This window comes from Pseudoalteromonas luteoviolacea NCIMB 1944, from assembly GCF_001625565.1.
GTDB classification, from domain to species: domain Bacteria; phylum Pseudomonadota; class Gammaproteobacteria; order Enterobacterales; family Alteromonadaceae; genus Pseudoalteromonas; species Pseudoalteromonas luteoviolacea_F.
This window is the reverse complement of record NZ_AUXS01000053.1, coordinates 90,723-109,894: the sequence shown is the minus strand read 5'-3', so window position 1 is coordinate 109,894 and position 19,172 is coordinate 90,723. Positions and strand designations below refer to the sequence as shown.

14 protein-coding genes are annotated in these 19,172 nt (G+C 42.5%); 6 read left to right on the top strand and 8 right to left on the bottom strand.

Translation table 11 applies throughout. The features are described from left to right. Window positions 1-20: 20 nt before the first annotated feature. Window positions 21-2,609 (bottom strand): leucine--tRNA ligase, encoded by a 2,589-nt coding sequence (gene leuS / locus N483_RS19795; RefSeq protein WP_023398564.1) that lies wholly within the window; start codon window positions 2,607-2,609, stop codon window positions 21-23. Between the two features lie 356 nt (window positions 2,610-2,965). On the opposite strand from leuS, the gene N483_RS19790 reads away from it, so the two are divergent. Genes N483_RS19790 through N483_RS19780 form a run of 3 tightly spaced genes read left to right on the top strand, consistent with a single transcriptional unit; the run spans window position 2,966 to window position 6,371 of the window. Next, window positions 2,966-3,424, top strand: coding sequence for a zinc ribbon-containing protein (locus tag N483_RS19790; RefSeq protein WP_023398565.1), 459 nt, complete (start codon window positions 2,966-2,968; stop codon window positions 3,422-3,424). A 47-nt stretch (window positions 3,425-3,471) separates the two neighbouring features. Continuing rightward, window positions 3,472-5,883: a Lon protease family protein gene (locus tag N483_RS19785; protein ID WP_023398566.1), complete on the top strand. Its 2,412-nt coding sequence runs from the start codon at window positions 3,472-3,474 to the stop codon at window positions 5,881-5,883. 8 nt (window positions 5,884-5,891) lie between these two features. Further along, window positions 5,892-6,371 (top strand): FKBP-type peptidyl-prolyl cis-trans isomerase, encoded by a 480-nt coding sequence (locus N483_RS19780; RefSeq protein WP_023398567.1) that lies wholly within the window; start codon window positions 5,892-5,894, stop codon window positions 6,369-6,371. Window positions 6,372-6,852: 481 nt separating this feature from the next. On the opposite strand, the gene N483_RS19770 is transcribed toward N483_RS19780, so the two are convergent. Then, window positions 6,853-7,476, bottom strand: a complete 624-nt coding sequence (locus N483_RS19770; RefSeq protein WP_023398569.1) for a TIGR04211 family SH3 domain-containing protein — start codon at window positions 7,474-7,476, stop codon at window positions 6,853-6,855. Between the two features lie 340 nt (window positions 7,477-7,816). On the opposite strand from N483_RS19770, the gene N483_RS19765 reads away from it, so the two are divergent. Both N483_RS19765 and N483_RS19760 read left to right on the top strand, forming a co-directional pair. Then, on the top strand, window positions 7,817-9,334 hold the full coding sequence (locus tag N483_RS19765; RefSeq protein WP_036975637.1) for a CYTH and CHAD domain-containing protein: 1,518 nt from the start codon (window positions 7,817-7,819) through the stop codon (window positions 9,332-9,334). A 318-nt stretch (window positions 9,335-9,652) separates the two neighbouring features. Next, window positions 9,653-10,498 (top strand): HDOD domain-containing protein, encoded by an 846-nt coding sequence (locus N483_RS19760; RefSeq protein ID WP_023398571.1) that lies wholly within the window; start codon window positions 9,653-9,655, stop codon window positions 10,496-10,498. A gap of 53 nt (window positions 10,499-10,551) precedes the next feature. On the opposite strand, the gene metK is transcribed toward N483_RS19760, so the two are convergent. Next, window positions 10,552-11,703, bottom strand: a complete 1,152-nt coding sequence (gene metK / locus N483_RS19755; protein ID WP_023398572.1) for a methionine adenosyltransferase — start codon at window positions 11,701-11,703, stop codon at window positions 10,552-10,554. A gap of 262 nt (window positions 11,704-11,965) precedes the next feature. Between metK and tkt the strand changes: the two genes are divergently transcribed. Further along, on the top strand, window positions 11,966-13,957 hold the full coding sequence (gene tkt / locus N483_RS19750; RefSeq protein ID WP_023398573.1) for a transketolase: 1,992 nt from the start codon (window positions 11,966-11,968) through the stop codon (window positions 13,955-13,957). Between the two features lie 104 nt (window positions 13,958-14,061). Here the strand turns inward: tkt and N483_RS19745 are convergent, their stop codons facing one another. The 5 genes from N483_RS19745 to pdxA form a co-directional block, all read right to left on the bottom strand. Next, window positions 14,062-16,077, bottom strand: a complete 2,016-nt coding sequence (locus N483_RS19745) for a methyl-accepting chemotaxis protein (protein WP_023397609.1) — start codon at window positions 16,075-16,077, stop codon at window positions 14,062-14,064. Between the two features lie 115 nt (window positions 16,078-16,192). Then, on the bottom strand, window positions 16,193-16,993 hold the full coding sequence (locus tag N483_RS19740) for a symmetrical bis(5'-nucleosyl)-tetraphosphatase (RefSeq protein ID WP_023397610.1): 801 nt from the start codon (window positions 16,991-16,993) through the stop codon (window positions 16,193-16,195). A 4-nt stretch (window positions 16,994-16,997) separates the two neighbouring features. Next, entirely contained in the window at window positions 16,998-17,387 is a 390-nt protein-coding gene (gene apaG / locus N483_RS19735) for a Co2+/Mg2+ efflux protein ApaG (protein ID WP_023397611.1), read from the bottom strand. Beyond that, window positions 17,371-18,177: a 16S rRNA (adenine(1518)-N(6)/adenine(1519)-N(6))-dimethyltransferase RsmA gene (rsmA, locus tag N483_RS19730; RefSeq protein WP_023397612.1), complete on the bottom strand. Its 807-nt coding sequence runs from the start codon at window positions 18,175-18,177 to the stop codon at window positions 17,371-17,373. The genes apaG and rsmA overlap by 17 nt, the downstream gene beginning before the upstream one ends. After that, window positions 18,174-19,166 carry a 4-hydroxythreonine-4-phosphate dehydrogenase PdxA gene (pdxA, locus tag N483_RS19725; RefSeq protein WP_023397613.1) on the bottom strand — a complete coding sequence of 331 codons (993 nt, stop codon included), beginning with the start codon at window positions 19,164-19,166 and terminating at the stop codon, window positions 18,174-18,176. Before pdxA ends, rsmA begins: the two co-directional genes overlap by 4 nt. Between the last annotated feature and the right edge of the window lie 6 nt (window positions 19,167-19,172).

The following is a 19,172-nucleotide window of genomic DNA, read 5'->3' as shown; positions in this document are numbered from 1 at the left end:
TCGCTTAACTAAGCCAATCATTAGTTGGCAACCACATTTAACAGCTTACCCGGCACATAAATCACTTTACGAATGGTTTTGCCATCTGTGAATTTAGTGACGTTTTCTTCTGCAAAGGCTTTTGCTTCAACTTGCTCTTGTGTTGCGTCGGAAGCAACAGTTAATTTTGCACGCAGTTTACCGTTTACTTGAACAACAATCAGTTTCTCATCTTCAACCAAAGCACTTTGGTCTACTGTTGGCCAAGCGGCATCCAATACTTCACCTTGGTGACCAAGTTGTTCCCACAACTCGTGACACATATGTGGTGTAATTGGTGCAAGCATGATGATAATTGCATTTAGCGCTTCATTTGCAAGCGCAATGTCTTGGTCGTTTTCTAGTGGCGCCTTTGTCAGTTTATTGGACAATTCCATAACTGCTGCAATCGCTGTATTGAATGTTTGACGACGTTCAACATCATCAGTGACTTTTGCAATGGCTTTGTGGATTTCACGGCGCAGTGTCTTTTGACTACTAGATAGTTTGCTTAGATCTAAATCTGCAGTACCTGCATTTTTAACATCAACTGCATACTTCCAAACACGACGTAGGAATCTTTGTGCTCCCTCAACACCTGAATCAGACCACTCAAGGGTTTGCTCTGGTGGGGCTGTAAACATCATGAATAAGCGTACTGTGTCGGCACCGTATTGTTTGATAACCGTTTGTGGGTCAATACCATTGTTTTTAGACTTTGACATTTTTCCCATACCAGCTGATATAACCGGTTCACCATCGTCTTTGTGCCAAGCTTTGATGATACGACCTTTGTCGTCTTTTTCGGTTTCGACATCCAGTGGAGAGATCCAAATATCACCGCCTTTCTCATCTTTACGATAATAAGTATCGGCAAGGACCATGCCTTGACAAAGCAGACGTTCAAACGGCTCGTCTGAGTTAACTAAACCGAAATCTCTTAACAGCTTGTGGAAGAAACGAGAGTATAGTAAGTGCAAGATAGCGTGTTCAATACCACCGATATATTGGTTTACAGGCAACCAATAGTTGGCAGCACCAGGTTCTAACATGCCTTCATCGTAGCGCGGGCTACAGTAACGAGCATAATACCAAGATGATTCCATGAAAGTATCAAAAGTATCAGTTTCGTGGAATGCAGCTTCGCCATTTACAGTGGCTTTAGCCCATTCAGGATCTGCTTTAATTGGAGAAGTTACACCATCCATTACAACGTCTTCAGGCAAACGTACTGGTAGCATTTCTTCAGTTGCAGCTAGTTCTGAACCATCTTCTTTACTTAGCATTGGAATTGGTGAACCCCAATAACGCTGACGGCTAACACCCCAGTCACGAAGGCGGAAGTTTACTTTGCGTTTGCCAGCATTGATGCTTTCTAACTTATTTGCAATCGCGTTGAAAGCGGCTTCAAAATCAAGGCCATCGAACTCACCTGAGTTGATTAGTACGCCCTTTTCAGTGAAGGCTTCAGAAGTTAGATCAGCTTGTTGTTCAGCATCAACCGCAGGGCTGATAACTTGTTTGATCTCTAGGCCATAAGCTGTCGCAAATTCATAGTCACGTTGATCATGGCCAGGTACTGCCATGACCGCACCTGAACCGTAGTCCATTAGGACAAAGTTAGCGATCCAAATTGGTACTTCTTTGCCTGTTAATGGGTGGATGGCGCTCAGGCCTGTTGCAATGCCTTTTTTGTCCATAGTAGCTAAATCAGCTTCAGCTACTTTGGTGTTTTTGCATTCTTCGACAAATGCAGCAACATCTTCATTACTTTTCGCCGCTTCTAAGGCAATTGGGTGGCCTGCTGCGACAGCAACATACGTTACGCCCATAAATGTGTCTGGGCGAGTTGTATAGACAGTAAAGTTTTCATTGTTGTCTGCGCGTTTGAAATCGATCTCTAAACCTTCAGAGCGGCCGATCCAGTTGCGTTGCATGGTCTTAACTTGCTCAGGCCAGTGATCTAACTTGTCTAAGTCATCAAGTAGCTCTTGAGCATAGTCAGTGATTTTAATGAACCACTGTGGAATTTCTTTTTGTTCAACAAGCGCACCTGAACGCCAGCCTCGGCCATCGATTACCTGCTCGTTCGCAAGTACAGTTTGGTCGACAGGGTCCCAGTTGACAGTTGACATCTTTTTATACACTAAGCCCTTTTCGTATAACTTAGTGAAGAACCATTGTTCCCATTTATAGTATTCTGGGTGGCATGTTGCGATTTCGCGATCCCAGTCATAACCAAAGCCGAGTTGCTTCAACTGACCACGCATGTAATCGATGTTTTCGTAGGTCCATTTTGCAGGTGCAGTATTATTTTTGATTGCTGCATTTTCAGCAGGTAGACCAAATGCATCCCAGCCCATTGGCTGCATGACATTTTTTCCTTGCAAGCGCTGGAAGCGCGAAACAACGTCACCGATTGTGTAATTACGGACATGTCCCATATGGAGCTTACCACTTGGGTAAGGGAACATAGACAAGCAATAGTATTTTTCTTTGCTTTCGTCTTCGACTACTTTAAATGTTTTATTTTCTTCCCAATAGGATTGAACCTTGGGTTCGATTTCTTGTGGGTTGTATTGCTCTTGCATTGACGTTTCCAGACTTCTTGCAAACTGATTGTAAAATTGGTCAATAGCATACCCGAAAACTTAGCCTGATCACAGCATATGATGGGCAATTTGCACGGAATAATCATATTTATGTCAATTTAAATTGCCCAACAATAAAAGACGTTGAAAATGTCTTTTATTGTTGGGCTCGTGGCCCTTTTGGCGGAGTGCTCTATACTCTGAATATGCAATGTGAAAGTGTTCAACAGGTGTTGTATCAGCGTCGGCAATCATGGGTTTCGTTTACGTGTTTGGCTGGACACGATAACGCAAATACGTGACGTAAGAGGTTGGGGCTTCCCGCTGTGACTAGATGTAGATGAACAGGAGGCAACATGGCAGATTATAAACATTGGCTTGATGATTTTTCCAAATGGTTTAAAGATGTGAAAGAGCACGAGCTGAAAAAGATGGCCGATGAATTTATTAAGGAAGAGCAGAGGTGGCGTGAATTTGGCAAAAACAAGCTCAATGACTACAAGCATTATTTCAAACGTGATCTACAGCATATTTCACAGCATCGCGATCATTACCAAGGTGTTGCTTGGGAAGAGTTTAAAGAATCAATATTATACGAGTTAGCTTATTTAGAAGACAGAACGCAGCTTGAGTGGCAAGCTTTGATGTCTGATTTTGCACACGATGGCGTTTATAAAGAAGGTGAATGGATAGCATTGGGGCAATTAGTGTGTAAGAATTGCGGGAATAAAACCGATGTTTATCACACTCTTGAGATAAAGGCTTGCAGCGAATGCGGACACGATACATTTTTGCGCAAGGCGCTGACACCTTAAACAACACAACATTGTATTTCGAAGTGTGAACAATAAAGAAACCAGGAATGACTAAAACAATTAAGCCACTGTGTTCGGAGCAGCTGACACCGACTGTTTCATTGCAACATATTCGATCATGTATGCAAAACCCTTATCCCGAGTCTTTACCTTTTATAGGACAACAACGTGCTCAAAGTGCGCTCGATTTTGCCCTTGGTATGGAACTGCCTGGATACAACGTATTTGTCATGGGCGAAGCAGCTACAGGCCGCTTTACTATGGTCAAGGACAAATTAGAAGCGCATAGCAACACACGTCCGACACCTAAAGAGTGGCTATACGTCAATAATTATGACGACCACAGAGAGCCTATCACTATGTTCATGCAGCCGGGCGAAAGCCGCCAACTTGCTGATGATATTGATGCGTTTTTGGACGAAGTTGTGGACACCTTTCCCGCTGCATTTGACAACCCTGGCTATCAGCGCAAGAAAAAGTCAATCGATAGAGATTTTGACAATAAGTACAATACGGCATTGACAGCGGTTGAGCAGCTGGCGATGAATAAAAGCGTGATTATGCTAGAGGAAAACGGGGCCGTCAGCTTTGTGCCTGTGGTCAACGGTAAACAGCTAGATGAAAATGAATTCGCAGGACTTGATGAACAAGTTCAGACGCAGTTTTACGAAGCCATTGACGAGTTAGAAGATGGCTTAATCGAAGCGCTTATCGAGCTACCTCGGTGGAAGCGAGAGTCCTCAGAAAAGCTCAGAAAATTGAAAAAGACCACGATTGAGCTTGCGACTAAGCCGCTGCTTAAAGCGCTTGAGCATAAATATGCCAGCCACATTGGAGTGATCCGTTACTTAAAAGATCTTCGTGTTGAAATAGTTGAAGCAGTTTTGGATTGGCTGGATGATGACTCGGCAGGCTCTGACGAGCAAAAAGAAGATTTCGATGCCAAAGGCATGCTGACGGATTTCTTTGCACCAAATATTTTAATTGAATACAAAGAAGGGGCGCCTGCACCGGTGGTGTATGAACCCAACCCAACATTTGGCAATATATTTGGTAAGATCGAATATGAAAGCGCACAGGGTTCGCTGATCACCAGCTATCGCTCTATTCAAGCCGGCGCTCTGCATCGGGCAAATGGCGGATATTTAATTATGGATGCGGATAAAGTATTAGCGTCTCCGCAAGTGTGGGACGGCCTCAAACTGTCATTAAAAACACATCAAATTAAAAATGATTTGCCATTTCAAGATAGCTCTGTGGGAAGTAGCTTTACCCTAAAACCTCAGTTGATCCCCATGGATGTGAAAATTATCTTACTGGGTTCTCGAGATCTGTACTACACCATTAGTGAGTATGATGAAGAGTTTGGAGAACTTTTTAGAGTGCTTGCTGACTTTGATTATTATTTGCCTTCTAGCGATAGGTTGCAGTACCAGTTTGTAACTAAAGTTCAAGAGTATTGCGAGCAAACTTTAAATTGCGGCCTGACAGCAGAAGCGCTAGTTAGACTCTTGAAGTTTAGCTATCGCCAAGCTGAGCACCGCAGCAAATTATCTGCACGCTTTGCAGATGTACTTGAGCTGGTGGCAGAAGCTAGCTATTACGCTAAACAAGATGGTGAAGAGATGATCGACGACCATCATATTACAGAGGCCTTACTGGGCAAACAATACCGCACCGGCCAACTTAGCGAAAATATGCTAAGTGATATAGAGGAAGGACACACATTAATCGCCACACAAGGTCAAGCGGTCGGTAAGGTAAATGGACTGACCGTATTGCACATAGGCGATACGGCATTTGGTACACCAGCACGGATCACGGCAACAGTTTATGCGGGCTCAGACGGTGTGATTGATGTTGAACGAGAAGCTGAACTTGGCAAATCAATTCATTCAAAGGGCGTTATGTTGCTGACAGGTTATCTGGGTAATAAGTATGCGCAGCAGTTTAGTTTAACTTTGAGTGCAAATATAGCGATTGAACAAAGCTATGGCTATATAGATGGGGACAGTGCCTCACTGGCTGAATTATGTGGCTTGATTTCTGCCATTACTCAGTTACCTATTGAGCAGTCTCTGGCGTTGACGGGCTCTATTAATCAGCATGGTGAAGTGCAGGCGGTCGGCGGTGTTAATGAAAAAGTAGAAGGCTTTTTTAAACTCTGTAAGATGCGAGGCCTGACGGGCAATCAAGGGGTGATAATTCCCCATTCTAATTTAATAAACTTAGTGTTAGAAGATGAAGTTGTTGAGGCAATTGCAAGCAACAAATTTAATTTGTTTGCGGTTAAAAGTGTTGACGAAGCGCTAGAGATTTTAATGAATGTGCCCGCTGGAAAGGTTAATCAGGGGAAATATCCTAAAGGAACCATCAATCAACTAGCATTAGCGAGACTTGAGCAGATAGCGCAGGTAGTAAACGGCGAAGAAAAAGAATCATCTGAAGACACTGAGTAGGAGTAGTTATGTCTATAACCAGTATTTTGGTCGCCATATTAGTCTTTGGACTGGCATGGTTTATTTTTAATAATAGTCAAAAGCAAAATCAAATTGCGCAAATAAATCGCTTGGATGCTGAGAAATTTTTAGTATCGAATGCAAAAAAAGAAGGTGTGATCACAACAGAAAGCGGTTTGCAATATGAAATATTAGAGAAGGGAGATGGAAATACTTTCCCGACAATCAATGATAGTGTACGTGTTCACTATCATGGAACTTTAATCAATGGAATGGTTTTTGACAGCTCTGTAGATCGAGGGCAAGCCATCAGCTTTAGCCCTAAACAAGTAATTGCGGGCTGGACTGAGGCACTGCAGCTTATGGTAGAGGGTGATAAGTTTCGACTCTTTATTCATCCTGATCTAGCCTATGGAAATAGAGCGACAGGTAATATTGGTGCGGGTTCGCTGTTGATTTTTGAAGTTGAACTTATTGCAATTAATTAGCACATAAAGGTTTAAGATTTGTGTAACTTGTATTATTTTTAGCTTGCATTTTATCTACATTGTGATTTAAATGGGAACAGGTATCGTCATGGCAAGGAGGTGGTACTTGGCATATCTGTTTCTAATAGTATGTAGTTTTGCTGGGGCATTATTTTGTAGAAGAGTGAGTAACAATAAACTCATGAGAATAGAAAGTTACGTTTCTTCTACTTACCCTGGATTTTATAAACAACTTTCACTTGATCGGTTTGATATCGGTAGACAAGCGGCGTTTGTGAACAATTTAGCAGCATTTTCGTCGTTAGGTGAATTGACGAAGTTAGAGGATGTAACATTAAGGGAGCTTCTATGTGATCGGTTTTTAGCTGATATGGGAGTAATTTTCTTCTCTTTGGGTACCGTGATTTTTTCAACTCTAATGATATTCGTTATTTAATTTAAACCCACTTTGTTCAACAAAGTGGGTTTTTTATAGGTGAAATTAGCTCCAGCCATCGTATCTTTTTCTACGCGACAAGAATAATGTCAGGAGTACACCCAAGATCAGTCCTGACAGCGCAATAATACCGCCATAAGACAGCAGGGTATGCTGCTCTGCTTTAATTTGGTTTTGGTTTTCTTGAGCTTGTTGTGTCAATTGTGTATTGAGATCTGCGATTGTTTTTTGTAACTCAGTATTTTGGGCTTCCAGTAAATCGTAGTCATTTTGTAATTGAGGGACCGACTCTTTTAGGGCGTTAAGCTGTTGCTCTGCTTGAGCTAAAGAGCTGCTTAAATCACCAACTTGCTGTTTGAGTCCAGCTTCAGCAGTGACAAATTTTGACTCGACCCAGCCACTTCTATTTTTACTATCTATTATACGGACAAAGTCGTTCTCTTGTTCATTGGTGATTTGCACTGCAGTACCGGCTTCTACGGAGCCTAAAATACGGTAATTTTTGCCAGGGCCTGAGTGTAAAAATAAGTAAAGGTTATCAACAATAAAGCCATTTGGCGTGTTCTGCTGTGCCGTTTGCTCCTGGGGTGCTGCATCATCGACTTCTTGTGCACAAAGCGTAAATGGTGCAAAAACAAACAAAAGCGGCAGTGCGAGGTGTCTTATCATTCGCGAGCCCTTATTTTTTTAAGGTTTATATGAATTTATCAAAATAGTATGGCTTTCAAAAGCGCTTGGCAAGAGCTTAAAGGACAATCGCGATTTTTTATTTGTTAGCATTCGTAACTACTGATTTCCCAGTCCCGAATGTTGCGTTTATCGCAGCGGTGGTTTGCCTTAATCGAATGGGGCGAAATAATGATCCAATTAACAGGTCGCTGAATAGAAAAGATTGAAGTATGTGATCAAAACATCGAAGTTTGCGCTTATTGGAGGTAAAAAGATTGCAAAATTAGGTGTCATTGTATATTTTGAACGTTCTCATTTTATAAAGGTAACCTACCCCCTAATGGACACTGAAATAGAACTGAAGTTTTTGGTTTCAGATAATGAAGTTCCGCTTATTCCAGCATTGATCACACAGTTTGCGAAGCGGGTTAATAATAAGCCGGCGAAAAATCTTGAAAATGCATACTACGATACGCCCAGCAGAGAGCTAAGAGCGCTTGATATTGGTTTGCGTACGCGATGTGTAAATGACGAATGTGAGCAAACAATCAAACTTTCGGGAGAAGTGTTGGGTGGTCTTCACCAGCGTCCAGAGTACAACCTTCCGCTAAATGGTAGAAAACCAGATATTTTTGCATTCGACACGGCTATTTGGCCGATGGGAATGCGTTTAGAGCCTATTTCAGAAAACCTCTTTCCTATTTTTACGACCAATTTTATTCGTCGAACGTGGCTAATCGAAACTGACGCTGGCAGTTTGATTGAGGTGGTATTGGATAAAGGAGAGGTCTCTGCAAGCGGTAAGTCAGAGCCTATTTCTGAACTTGAAATTGAACTGGTTGAAGGTGAGCGTACGGACCTCTTTTTATTGGCAGAGCAGCTTGTGTCACAAGTTGGTATGCGATTAGGTTTTTATTCGAAAGCGGCAAGAGGTTACAGGTTGGCAGATGATATGCCACTGCAACCAAACAGTGAAATTGGTTTTGTGCCTTTGTCTGGTGACATGAATCAAGAGCAAGCATTTATAAAAACAGTTAACTATGCCATTGAACTTGTGCAAAAACATGAGCAATGCTACGTCAACGAGCCGAGTTTAAAAACGTTGAAGCGCATTATTGATGGGGTACGTTTAGTCAGACATGCTTTTTGGCTGTTTGAGGAATTTGTAGCAAAGGAAACCACGGATAGTCTTCGCAAGGAATTAAAATGGCTGTTGGGTGAGCTTGAGTGGGTTGAGAGTGCTATTTATTTGAAAACATACACCTCTAAACGTCACGCTTATTATAAGCGCATCCATAATGCGCCTGAATTGTCGCAAATAATTGATGATTTAAAGAGCGTACAACCGACAAAAACTGATTTAGAAGATCTGTTTCACTGCCCGCGTTACAACAAATTGTTGCTGTCACTCACACGATGGCTGATAGAGAAAAGCTGGCGTCAAAACTGGGATCAAAATGCAATTAAGTCGGCCCAAAGCAGTGTTCGTGGTATGACCAAAAAAACATTTGACCAAGAGTGGAAAAAACTCAGGGGCATGTTTCCGGACAAACAAGCGATGGCAGTCGAACAATATGTACAAACAAGACCTCATATTGAGGAAATGTTGCTAAGTGGCAATTGCTTTGGTGCACTTTTTGAGGAAGGGGAGAGGCATAGCTTTAGAGCGCCTTGGATGGATATTCTTGCTGGTATCTATGAATTAGAAACGCTGCACTATTTGAAGCGTTTGTGTGAGGGCCAAGATGCTCAGTCATTTTCAGATATACTTACTTGGCTTCAGCAAAAGTCAGATTTTTTAATAAGTGCCATGGAGCAAAGTAGACAAGCATCTATCAATTGTGAACCCTATTGGTAGACTGTTAATTCCGTGATAAAGGTAGGGTGTGTTCTAGCACTCTACTTTCAAACTTACATGCTTAGTAAATTCGCAAGCGCTTTGATGTTTTTCTCGTGTGAATTTGCCCCCCTTTAAAAAAAGCGCGAATTTTCAAACCAATAGATAGTAATTTAAATTTTATCCCTGTGTATAAATACTGCATCAATAGTTGGTTAAATGGTTTGTAGCAAAGTGACTATCGGCCGTTAATCGGAGATTGTTGGAGTTTATTAAATAGTCGCGACAGGTCAAATTTCATCTACTACACTAAAATCAATGCCACCACATAGGTGACCTATGATAGATATTGATGACAAAGTCTTAGCTGACTTACGGTCTGGTTTCAATTTGCCTGCCAAACCGGAAATACTGCAAAGTTTACAAAATGAGCTGAATCAAGATGAACCTGAGTTAAGTCGTGTAGCAGAGATCATTACAGAAGATGTTGCGACTTCTGCTGCTGTATTGAAAGTCATTAATTCCCCAGCTTATGGCATGTCGAGGACGATAACAGATATAAAGCAAGCTGTGATGTTTTTAGGCATGAATTGCATTACACAAGTCGTGACAGGGCATCTACTCAAGAGTGCATTTGAGCAAGATGATTGCTGTATATCACTGCAGCGCTTTTGGGATAGTGCGTCCGACATATCACAAGTGGCCATGCTCATTGGAAAACAGACTAAAACACCTGTCCCCATCGAAGATTTACAGTTGCTTGGACTATTTCACGATGCAGGGATCCCTGCAATGGCTATGCGATTTCAGGATTACAATGACGTTTTAATGCGCGCAACACAGCGGCCTGAACACTCATTGATAGAATACGAATCAGAACAATACCCCACAAATCACACTGTTGTAGGGTATTACTTGGCGAGTTCGTGGCACCTGCCCAAAAGGGTATGTCAAATTATATTGCGTCATCATGATGCGCACTTCTTCCAAGATAGTGATTCTGATCTTGAAAAGAAAATCCTCGCTACATTAAAACTTGCAGAAAACTTCTCTTTTGAAATTAAACACTTTAGAAGTTGTGCAGACTGGCATGCTTTCAGAGATGATGTGATGTTGGCATTGGATTTGAGTGACGATGATTACACGGATATGAAAGAGGATGTTGAGGAATTTTTAATTGGTTAAGATATATAAAAGGCGCCTTAACAAGCGCCTTTTTACTAACATAGTTTAGACTATTAAAGTCCAGCAGCTGCTTTAAGTGCTTCTGCTTTGTCAGTTTTTTCCCAAGGGAACTCTTCACGACCAAAGTGACCATATGCAGCAGTAGGCTGATAAATTGGACGCTCTAGATCAAGCATTGTGATTAAGCCGTATGGACGAAGGTCAAAATGCTCACGAACTAGCTCAATTAGGCGTGTTTCTTCAAGTTTACCAGTACCAAAAGTATCAATGCTGATAGAAGTTGGTTCAGCTACACCGATAGCATAAGAAACTTGGATTTCACACTTATCAGCAAGGCCTGCCGCTACAATATTTTTAGCAACATAACGACCTGCATATGCAGCTGAGCGGTCTACTTTTGATGGATCTTTACCTGAGAAAGCACCACCACCGTGTCTTGCCATACCACCGTATGTATCTACGATGATTTTACGACCAGTTAGACCACAGTCACCCATTGGACCACCGATAACAAAGCGTCCAGTTGGGTTGATGAAGAATTTTGTCGCTTCGGTAATTAGCTCTTCAGGCAGTGTAGGCTTAATGATTGTTTCCATTACAGCTTCAATCAGATCATCTTGTGATACTGAATCACAGTGCTGAGTTGAAAGTACAACTGCGTCGATGCCAACTGGTTTACCATTTTCGTATGCAAAAGTTACTTGTGATTTTGCATCTGGGCGTAACCACGGCAGAGTGCCATCTTTACGTACAGCTGCTTGGCGCTGTACAAGACGGTGAGAATAGGTGATTGGTGCAGGCATTAAAACGTCTGTTTCATTACACGCATATCCAAACATCAGACCCTGGTCACCAGCGCCTTGCTCTTCTGGACGAGAGCGATCTACGCCTTGGTTGATGTCTGGAGACTGTTTACCAATGGTGTTTAAAATTGCGCAAGAGTCAGCATCAAAGCCCATATCAGAATGGGTATAACCAATTTCACGAACTGTTTTACGTGTTAATTCTTCAATGTCTACCCAAGCGCTTGTGGTTACTTCACCACCAACCATGACCATACCTGTTTTAACGTAGGTCTCACACGCTACGCGTGCCTTTGGGTCTTGCTCAAGAATTGCATCTAATACTGCATCTGAAATCTGATCCGCAATTTTATCCGGATGGCCTTCAGAAACTGACTCTGAAGTAAATAAGTGTTTCGCCATTATTTATACTCACAAAAAAAGCGCTTCGCGAACATGCGTAAAACAGCGCGAGAAAATTTTAGAAGAGATATTCTAACGAAAACAATTTTATATGCATAGTTTTTTTACGCCTAGACGTCTATTTTTAGATACTTGCAATTTACGCATTAAAAACAAAGTGAATTTATAACTTTTCTTGTGATTTTAATTGCAGTGGTAATTTTATTAGGTAAAAATGGGCCTTTAAAAACACTCGTGCAAACACTTAAAGGTAGGAGAATCCATGCCATCTCGCAAAGAACTTGCAAACGCAATTCGCGTTCTATCCATGGACGCTGTACAAAAGGCTAAATCAGGCCACCCAGGGGCACCAATGGGCATGGCAGACATCGCAGAGGTACTTTGGCGCGATTATTTAAAGCACAACCCAAACAATCCAGAATGGGTAGATAGAGATAGATTTGTATTATCAAATGGCCACGGTTCAATGTTAATTTATTCGTTATTACATTTGAGTGGCTATGACTTGTCTATTGACGATTTAAAGAACTTTCGTCAAATGCACTCTAAGACACCTGGCCACCCAGAGTATGGGTATGCGCCGGGCATTGAAACGACCACTGGTCCATTAGGCCAAGGCATTACTAATGCAGTAGGCATGGCAATTGCTGAGAAGGCATTAGCGGCGCAATTCAACCGCGATGAATATGACATTGTTGATCACTACACTTATGCGTTTTTAGGTGACGGCTGTCTTATGGAAGGTATTTCTCATGAGGCGTGTTCTTTAGCTGGTACATTAGGACTAGGCAAGCTAATCGCGTTTTGGGATGACAACGGTATTTCAATTGACGGCGAAGTGGAAGGCTGGTTTAGCGATGATACGCCACAGCGCTTTGAAGCATACGGCTGGCACGTAATTCCGGCGGTCGACGGTCATGACAGTGAAGCAATTAAAGCTGCGATTGAAGCTGCACGCGCAGAGACGGGTAAACCAACATTAATTTGTTGTAAAACTGTGATTGGCTACGGTTCACCAAATAAATCAGGAAGCCATGATTGTCACGGCGCACCTTTAGGTGATGACGAGATCAAAGCAGCTCGTGAATTCCTAGGCTGGGAGCATGGTGCTTTTGAGATCCCTGAAGGCGTTTATGCTAAATGGGATGGTTCGGCACACGGCCAGCAAATCCAAAGCGAATGGCTAGTTAAATTTACGGAATACCAAATGCACTACCCTGAATTGGCTGCTGAGTTCGAGCGCCGTACAAAGGGTGAATTGCCGACAAACTGGACTGAGCAAACAGAAGCTTATATTGCTGAATTGCAAGCAAACCCAGCAAACCCGGCAACGCGTAAAGCGTCACAAAATGCATTAAACGCATTTGGCCCAATTTTACCAGAGTTTATGGGCGGATCAGCAGACCTTGCAGGTTCAAACTTGACGCTGTGGGAAGGTTCAAAAGGCCTGACAGCAGATGATGCATCTGGTAACTATATCTTCTACGGCGTACGTGAATTTGGCATGTCAGCGATTATGAATGGTATTGCTTTACACAAAGGCTTTATCCCATACGGTGCGACTTTCCTGATGTTCATGGAATATGCACGTAACGCTGTACGTATGGCCGCGCTTATGAAGCAGCCTAGTATTTTCGTTTACACTCACGATTCCATTGGCCTAGGTGAAGATGGTCCAACGCACCAACCTGTAGAACAGCTTGCAAATATGCGCATGACACCAAACCTTGTTAGCTGGCGTCCATGTGATCAGGTTGAGTCTGCAGTTTCTTGGCAACAAGCAATCGAGCGTAAGGACGGTCCAACGTCGCTAGTTTTCACTCGACAGGGCCTTGCACAGCAAGCTCGTACAGAAGAGCAAGTAGCAGCAATTAAACGCGGCGGCTACGTGCTTAGCTGTGATTCAAACCCTGATGTGATTTTGATTGCAACAGGCTCAGAAGTGCAACTTGCGGTGGAAGCGGCTGAACAACTTCGTCAAGACGGTAAGAAAGTAAGAGTGGTATCTATGCCTTCTACTGATGTATTCGATGCACAATCTGCAGAGTACAAAGCGTCTGTTCTACCAGCTTCAGTAACACGCCGTGTGGCAATCGAAGCGGGCATTGAAGACTTCTGGTACAAGTATGTTGGCTTGAATGGTGCGATTGTAGGTATGAGCACATTTGGTGAGTCAGCGCCAGCAGGCGAGCTATTTAAACATTTTGGTTTCACAGTCGACAATGTGGTGGCGAAAGCTAATTCGCTATTTTAATTGACTGATAGCAGTTATAAAAAAATCGCCCATAAGGGCGATTTTTTTTGCCTGAAGATAAAGTTACAACAGGCAATTACAAGATTTGGGTTGACCTTGCAGTATTAAACTCTAAATTGAGACACTGACAGTCGTAGTTCCTCAGCAAGCTTAGCAACTTCAGAACTTGAAGTTGAGGTTTGATTAGCGCCCTCAGCAGTTTGTTCTGCAATTGCGACAATCGACTCCAGTCGCTCGCTGATCTCTTGAGAAACTTGTTGTTGCTCATTGGCTGCTGTGGCAATTTCTTCACTTACATCATGAGCTCTTGATACCGCATCGGTAATGCAATTCAATGCTTCATTGGCTATATCACTTTGTGACACACAAGACTCAGCTTGCTGTTGACCTTTGGACATAGCTGTTACGGCTTCTTCTGCACCAGCTTGCAATGATTCGATCATCGATTGGATTTCTTGCGTCGACTCTTGTGTTTTACTTGCAAGAGATCTTACTTCATCAGCAACTACCGCAAAGCCTCGACCTTGTTCACCTGCTCGGGCAGCTTCTATAGCCGCGTTCAGTGCAAGCAAGTTGGTTTGTTCAGCAATACCGCGAATAACATCCAAAATACCACCAATAGCGGAGCTATCTTGGTGCAGCTTATTGATCACGGTAGATACCTCTTCTACTTCGTGAGCTAGCTGTTCAATAGTGCGTTTATTGTCATGCGAAATCCCTTTGACACGCTCAGCTTCTTGATCCGCATTTTTAATTTCTTCAAGCGCTTGATGAGCACTATTGCTCACGCCATGTGCCGTGCTGCTCATTTCTGTAGTTGCAGTTGCCGCCTGTTCAACTTGAGACTGCTGGCTTTTAATTGCTTGGCTTGATTCAGCTGTGATAGCTGATGTTTGTTCTGAAGCCGCAGCAAGTTGAGTCGAACGAGACACAATACCTGTAATAAGCTCTTTCAGGCTAGTGATAAGTGTATTACAACTTTGCGCTAACTCACCAAATTCATCTTTTGCAGACGCATCTAAAGAGTGTGTCATGTCGCCTTTTGCAACGATATCAAGTACACGGTTTACTTCAGCCAGAGGTTTGGTAATGCGGCTGACTGTAAAATAGGCAATGCCGATGGCCAATAAGGTCGCAGCAATCATACCGGTCCATGTAGCGATGTTGGCAGATGACACGTCTTCAGTCACTTCATTTTGGATTTCAAAGGCCAATTGTTTGGATTGGGCTACCAGCGCACCAAGTTGGTCGAGTGCTTTCTTTGTTGCTTGCTCGGCGTTATTTAGCTCATTTTGAGTGCTAATACGTGCTGTAATTAACTTTTGGCGGTTGTTGGCAATGCTGTCACTACCCTGAAGCTGATCTTTCAACGCGCTGTAGTAAGCGTCCAGATCATTGAGTAAGTCTTCATCTAATTGGGCAACAGTACTGCGCATTAATTCTAGGTTGCGGTCAATGTCTTCAAACACATAGCTTTGTTCTTTTTTAACAATATCTAATGTACTGGCTTCATTAATTGTCAGTATGTCCGCGCTACTTGTAGCCAGAGAGCTAAATGAGTTCTCCAGTTTATTTGCCGCTTGATATGCGCGGGCATTTAATGACTCGAAACCTTCTAAATCAAGAATATCGACAACCACAGTCGCAGCATCATCTGCGGCAATTTCAGCTTCTTCAAGTTGAGCGACAAGCTGTTTGTTGAGGCTAAGTTCTAGTGATTTATCAGCGAACAAGGCGTTAACCGATTTGGAAAATGATCCAAAGCTTGCAGATACATCTTTGCTACTATCATAGAGAGTAGGCTCATCTCTGACAACTTGATTGAGCGCAGAGTAGCTTTTTTCAAAAGTACTTTGGCGAGTATTAAAAGTTGCCTTTAAGTTGTTTAGATCACTGCTAGATTGTGTGAAGTAACTCGCCTGAGCTATTTTACTCATCTGCGTAAACTCGATTTGCAATGCGGCACTTCGGTCTAGCGCTGGCAGTGATAAGTTGTTGACCAATTGAGTGGAACTATCAATATTTGCAATCCTAAGCAGTGAGTTCACTCCAATTAACAATAAAAGCAGGGTAATTATTATAAAGCCACCCCAAATACGTTGGCTAACGGTTAAATTCATACAGACATACCATCAAGTTAAAGCAGTACAACCACTTATCGGATTTATTGCGCATTAGTTAAGTATTTTATAGCAGATGTGAATATAAAATTCAGTAAAAACGGATGGTTTTTGACTATTTGCTGTAAATTTGTTCATTTGTGGACAGATTTATCATTGTCATTGGACCACCCCATACACATCCTGTATCCAAAGCAACGACATTGCTCACAGATGTTTTTCCTTCGAGTGCAGCCCAGTGACCAAATACGAAACGCGTGCTGCTCGTTTTAAATCTTGGGTGACTAAACCAAGGCTGTAAATGATCAACATCGTTTTGGCTGCCTTTACTCTCGAAATCTAGTTGCCAATCTTTAGTCAAAAATCGCATTCTAGAAAACACATTGACGATGGTGTTGAATTTAGTTTGCGGATTGTCGTGAGTAATTTCTATCGCAGGCTCTTTGCCATACATACCTGACAAAAAGTCTGCAGCATGTGGGCTCTGGTAACAAGATTGTGCCCATTTTGATAACTCAAGTGCTTGTTCTATATGCCAAAATGGGTGAATTCCAGCATGAGAGATAAAACTATCAAATTCTGGCAAATAGGTGCATAGGGGCTGAGATTGTAAAAAAGACAAATAGGTCGGTAATGCGCTACTTGCTAAAAGAGTGTCTAGTTTATCTTTGGGATTAGGCGCTCTTTTATTTAATACTGTCGACAGCAGGTGCAAATCGTGGTTACCAAGCGTTACAGTAACGGAGTTTTGCAAAGAGGTGACGTGTTCCATGCAAGCCAGTGAGTCTGGTCCACGAGCAACTAGATCACCTACCAAATACAAATGATCTTGGCTCGGGTTAAAATCAACGGCTTCAAGTAGTTTTTTAAAAGGGGTATAACACCCCTGTAAATCACCTATAGCGTAACTTGCCATGTTATCAGTGCAGAATATCTGGTCGGTTGAGCCTGAAGACTTTTATTGGAGCCTTGAACTCCGAACCAAACTCATTACGCATTAAATAATAGCCTTCCATTGTACCTACGGGAGTATCTAATACAGCACCACTGGTGTATTGATAGCTCTCACCAGGTCGGATTGTTGGCTGTTCACCCACAACACCGTCGCCTTCAACTTCAGTCTCTTTGCCATTGGCGTCGGTGATCAACCAATAGCGACTTTCCAATTTTGCACTACACAGGCTATGGTTCTTTATCGTAATAGTATAAGCAAAAACGTATTTGTCTTTTTCTGGTTGAGATTGAGCTTCAACATAAAATGTCTCAACAGATACCTTTATCGGTGATCCTAATTCACTGTTTGTTGTCATAAATCCAGTTGGCAATTTCGATAAATTGAGAAAGAGAGATATTTTCCGCACGAAGTGACGGGTCTATCCCAAGTTGAGTTATTTCTTCTACCGTTAGTAAATTTGATAGGCTGTTGCGCAGCGTTTTACGTCGCTGATTAAAGGCCTCTAAACAGACGGTATTTAGTATTTTCGTGCTTTTAGCGCTGCGTTGACTGGCATCCTTTGGGATCAATCGAACAACGGCTGAGTCCACTTTAGGAGCAGGTTTAAAGCAAGTTGGCGGAACTTCAATAACCGGCATCGCATGGCAGTAGTATTGCGTCATCACACTTAGTCTGCCATATGCCTTCGAACCAGGCCCTGCGACCATACGGTTAACTACCTCTTTTTGCAGCATAAAGTGCATGTGCTCAACTTGATCTGCAAACTCAAATAAATGAAAAAGCAGTGGAGTAGAGACATTATATGGTAGGTTACCAAATATTTTTAGCTTAGCTGTTTCACTGACTAGGTTAGCAAAATCAAACTTCATTGCATCGCCCTGATGGACTGTTAACTTGCTTCCCATCGTGGGATGCGCAATTAAGCGCTCTGCAAGATCTCTGTCCAGCTCAACAACTGTGAGTTTGCCACTTAGCTCAACTACGGGCTCTGTAATTGCCCCTAAGCCAGGTCCAATTTCCACTAAGTTGTCGTTCGGAGTAGGGTCAATCGCTGTGACAATTTTATCAATGATGCTATCGTCATTTAAAAAGTTTTGACCAAATCTTTTGCGGGCGCGGTGGCCCAAATGTACTTTATCTGTCATGAATTCTGTATTTTCTTGCTTGCAAGCTTGATTGCTTCGTGAATTGCTAATTCAAAGCTACCTACTTCCACATCACCAGATGCAGCGAGATCAAGTGCAGTGCCATGATCTACCGAGGTTCTTATAAACGGCAATCCCAAAGTAATATTAACTGAGTTTCCAAATCCTTTATATTTTAACACAGGTAATCCTTGATCGTGATACATTGCCAGTACTGCATCCGCATTATCTAGGTATTTGGCTTGAAAAAGTGTATCAGCAGGAAGAGGGCCTATGAAGTTCTTGCCTTCATTGTTGAGCTTTTCAAGTACTGGCGAAATTGTATCAATTTCTTCATTCCCTAAATGTCCGCCTTCTCCAGCGTGAGGGTTTAGGCCGCACACTAAGATCCTTGGGTCTTCAACACCAAATTTAGTTTGCAAGTCATGGTAGAGAATGTTTGCAACCTTAGTCAGGCGCTCTTGTGTTATTGCCTTTGAAACATAGGCCAGAGGTATGTGAGTAGTGGCTAAAGCAACTCTTAACCCTGTCGTAGCGAGCATCATTACCACATCTGGTGTGTTGGATTGATGAGCAAAATATTCGGTATGACCACTAAATGAGATACCTGCTCTATTAATTATCCCTTTGTGGACAGGCCCTGTGACAACAGCATCAAAGGTGCCATCCATATTTTTCTCGGAAGCTATACGCAGCGTATCTAGCACATATTGACCGTTTTGTTCATCAAGCTGTCCTGGAACAACGTCACATCCCTTGTCTACTTGAAGGTAGTACAGTTGTTTAGGTCCTGCGGGCGTTACATCTTGTTGAGGATCAAATGGGAGTAATTCAATCTCTAAACCTAGCTCACTGGCTCTTTGTTCCAGTATGGTACGGTCTACAACTGCAACAAGCTGGGCAGGCCAGCTTTGTTGCGCTAACTTAATCACTAAATCAGGGCCAATTCCAGCAGGCTCACCAGGAGTAATAGCTATTCTCAAGCTCATATACAC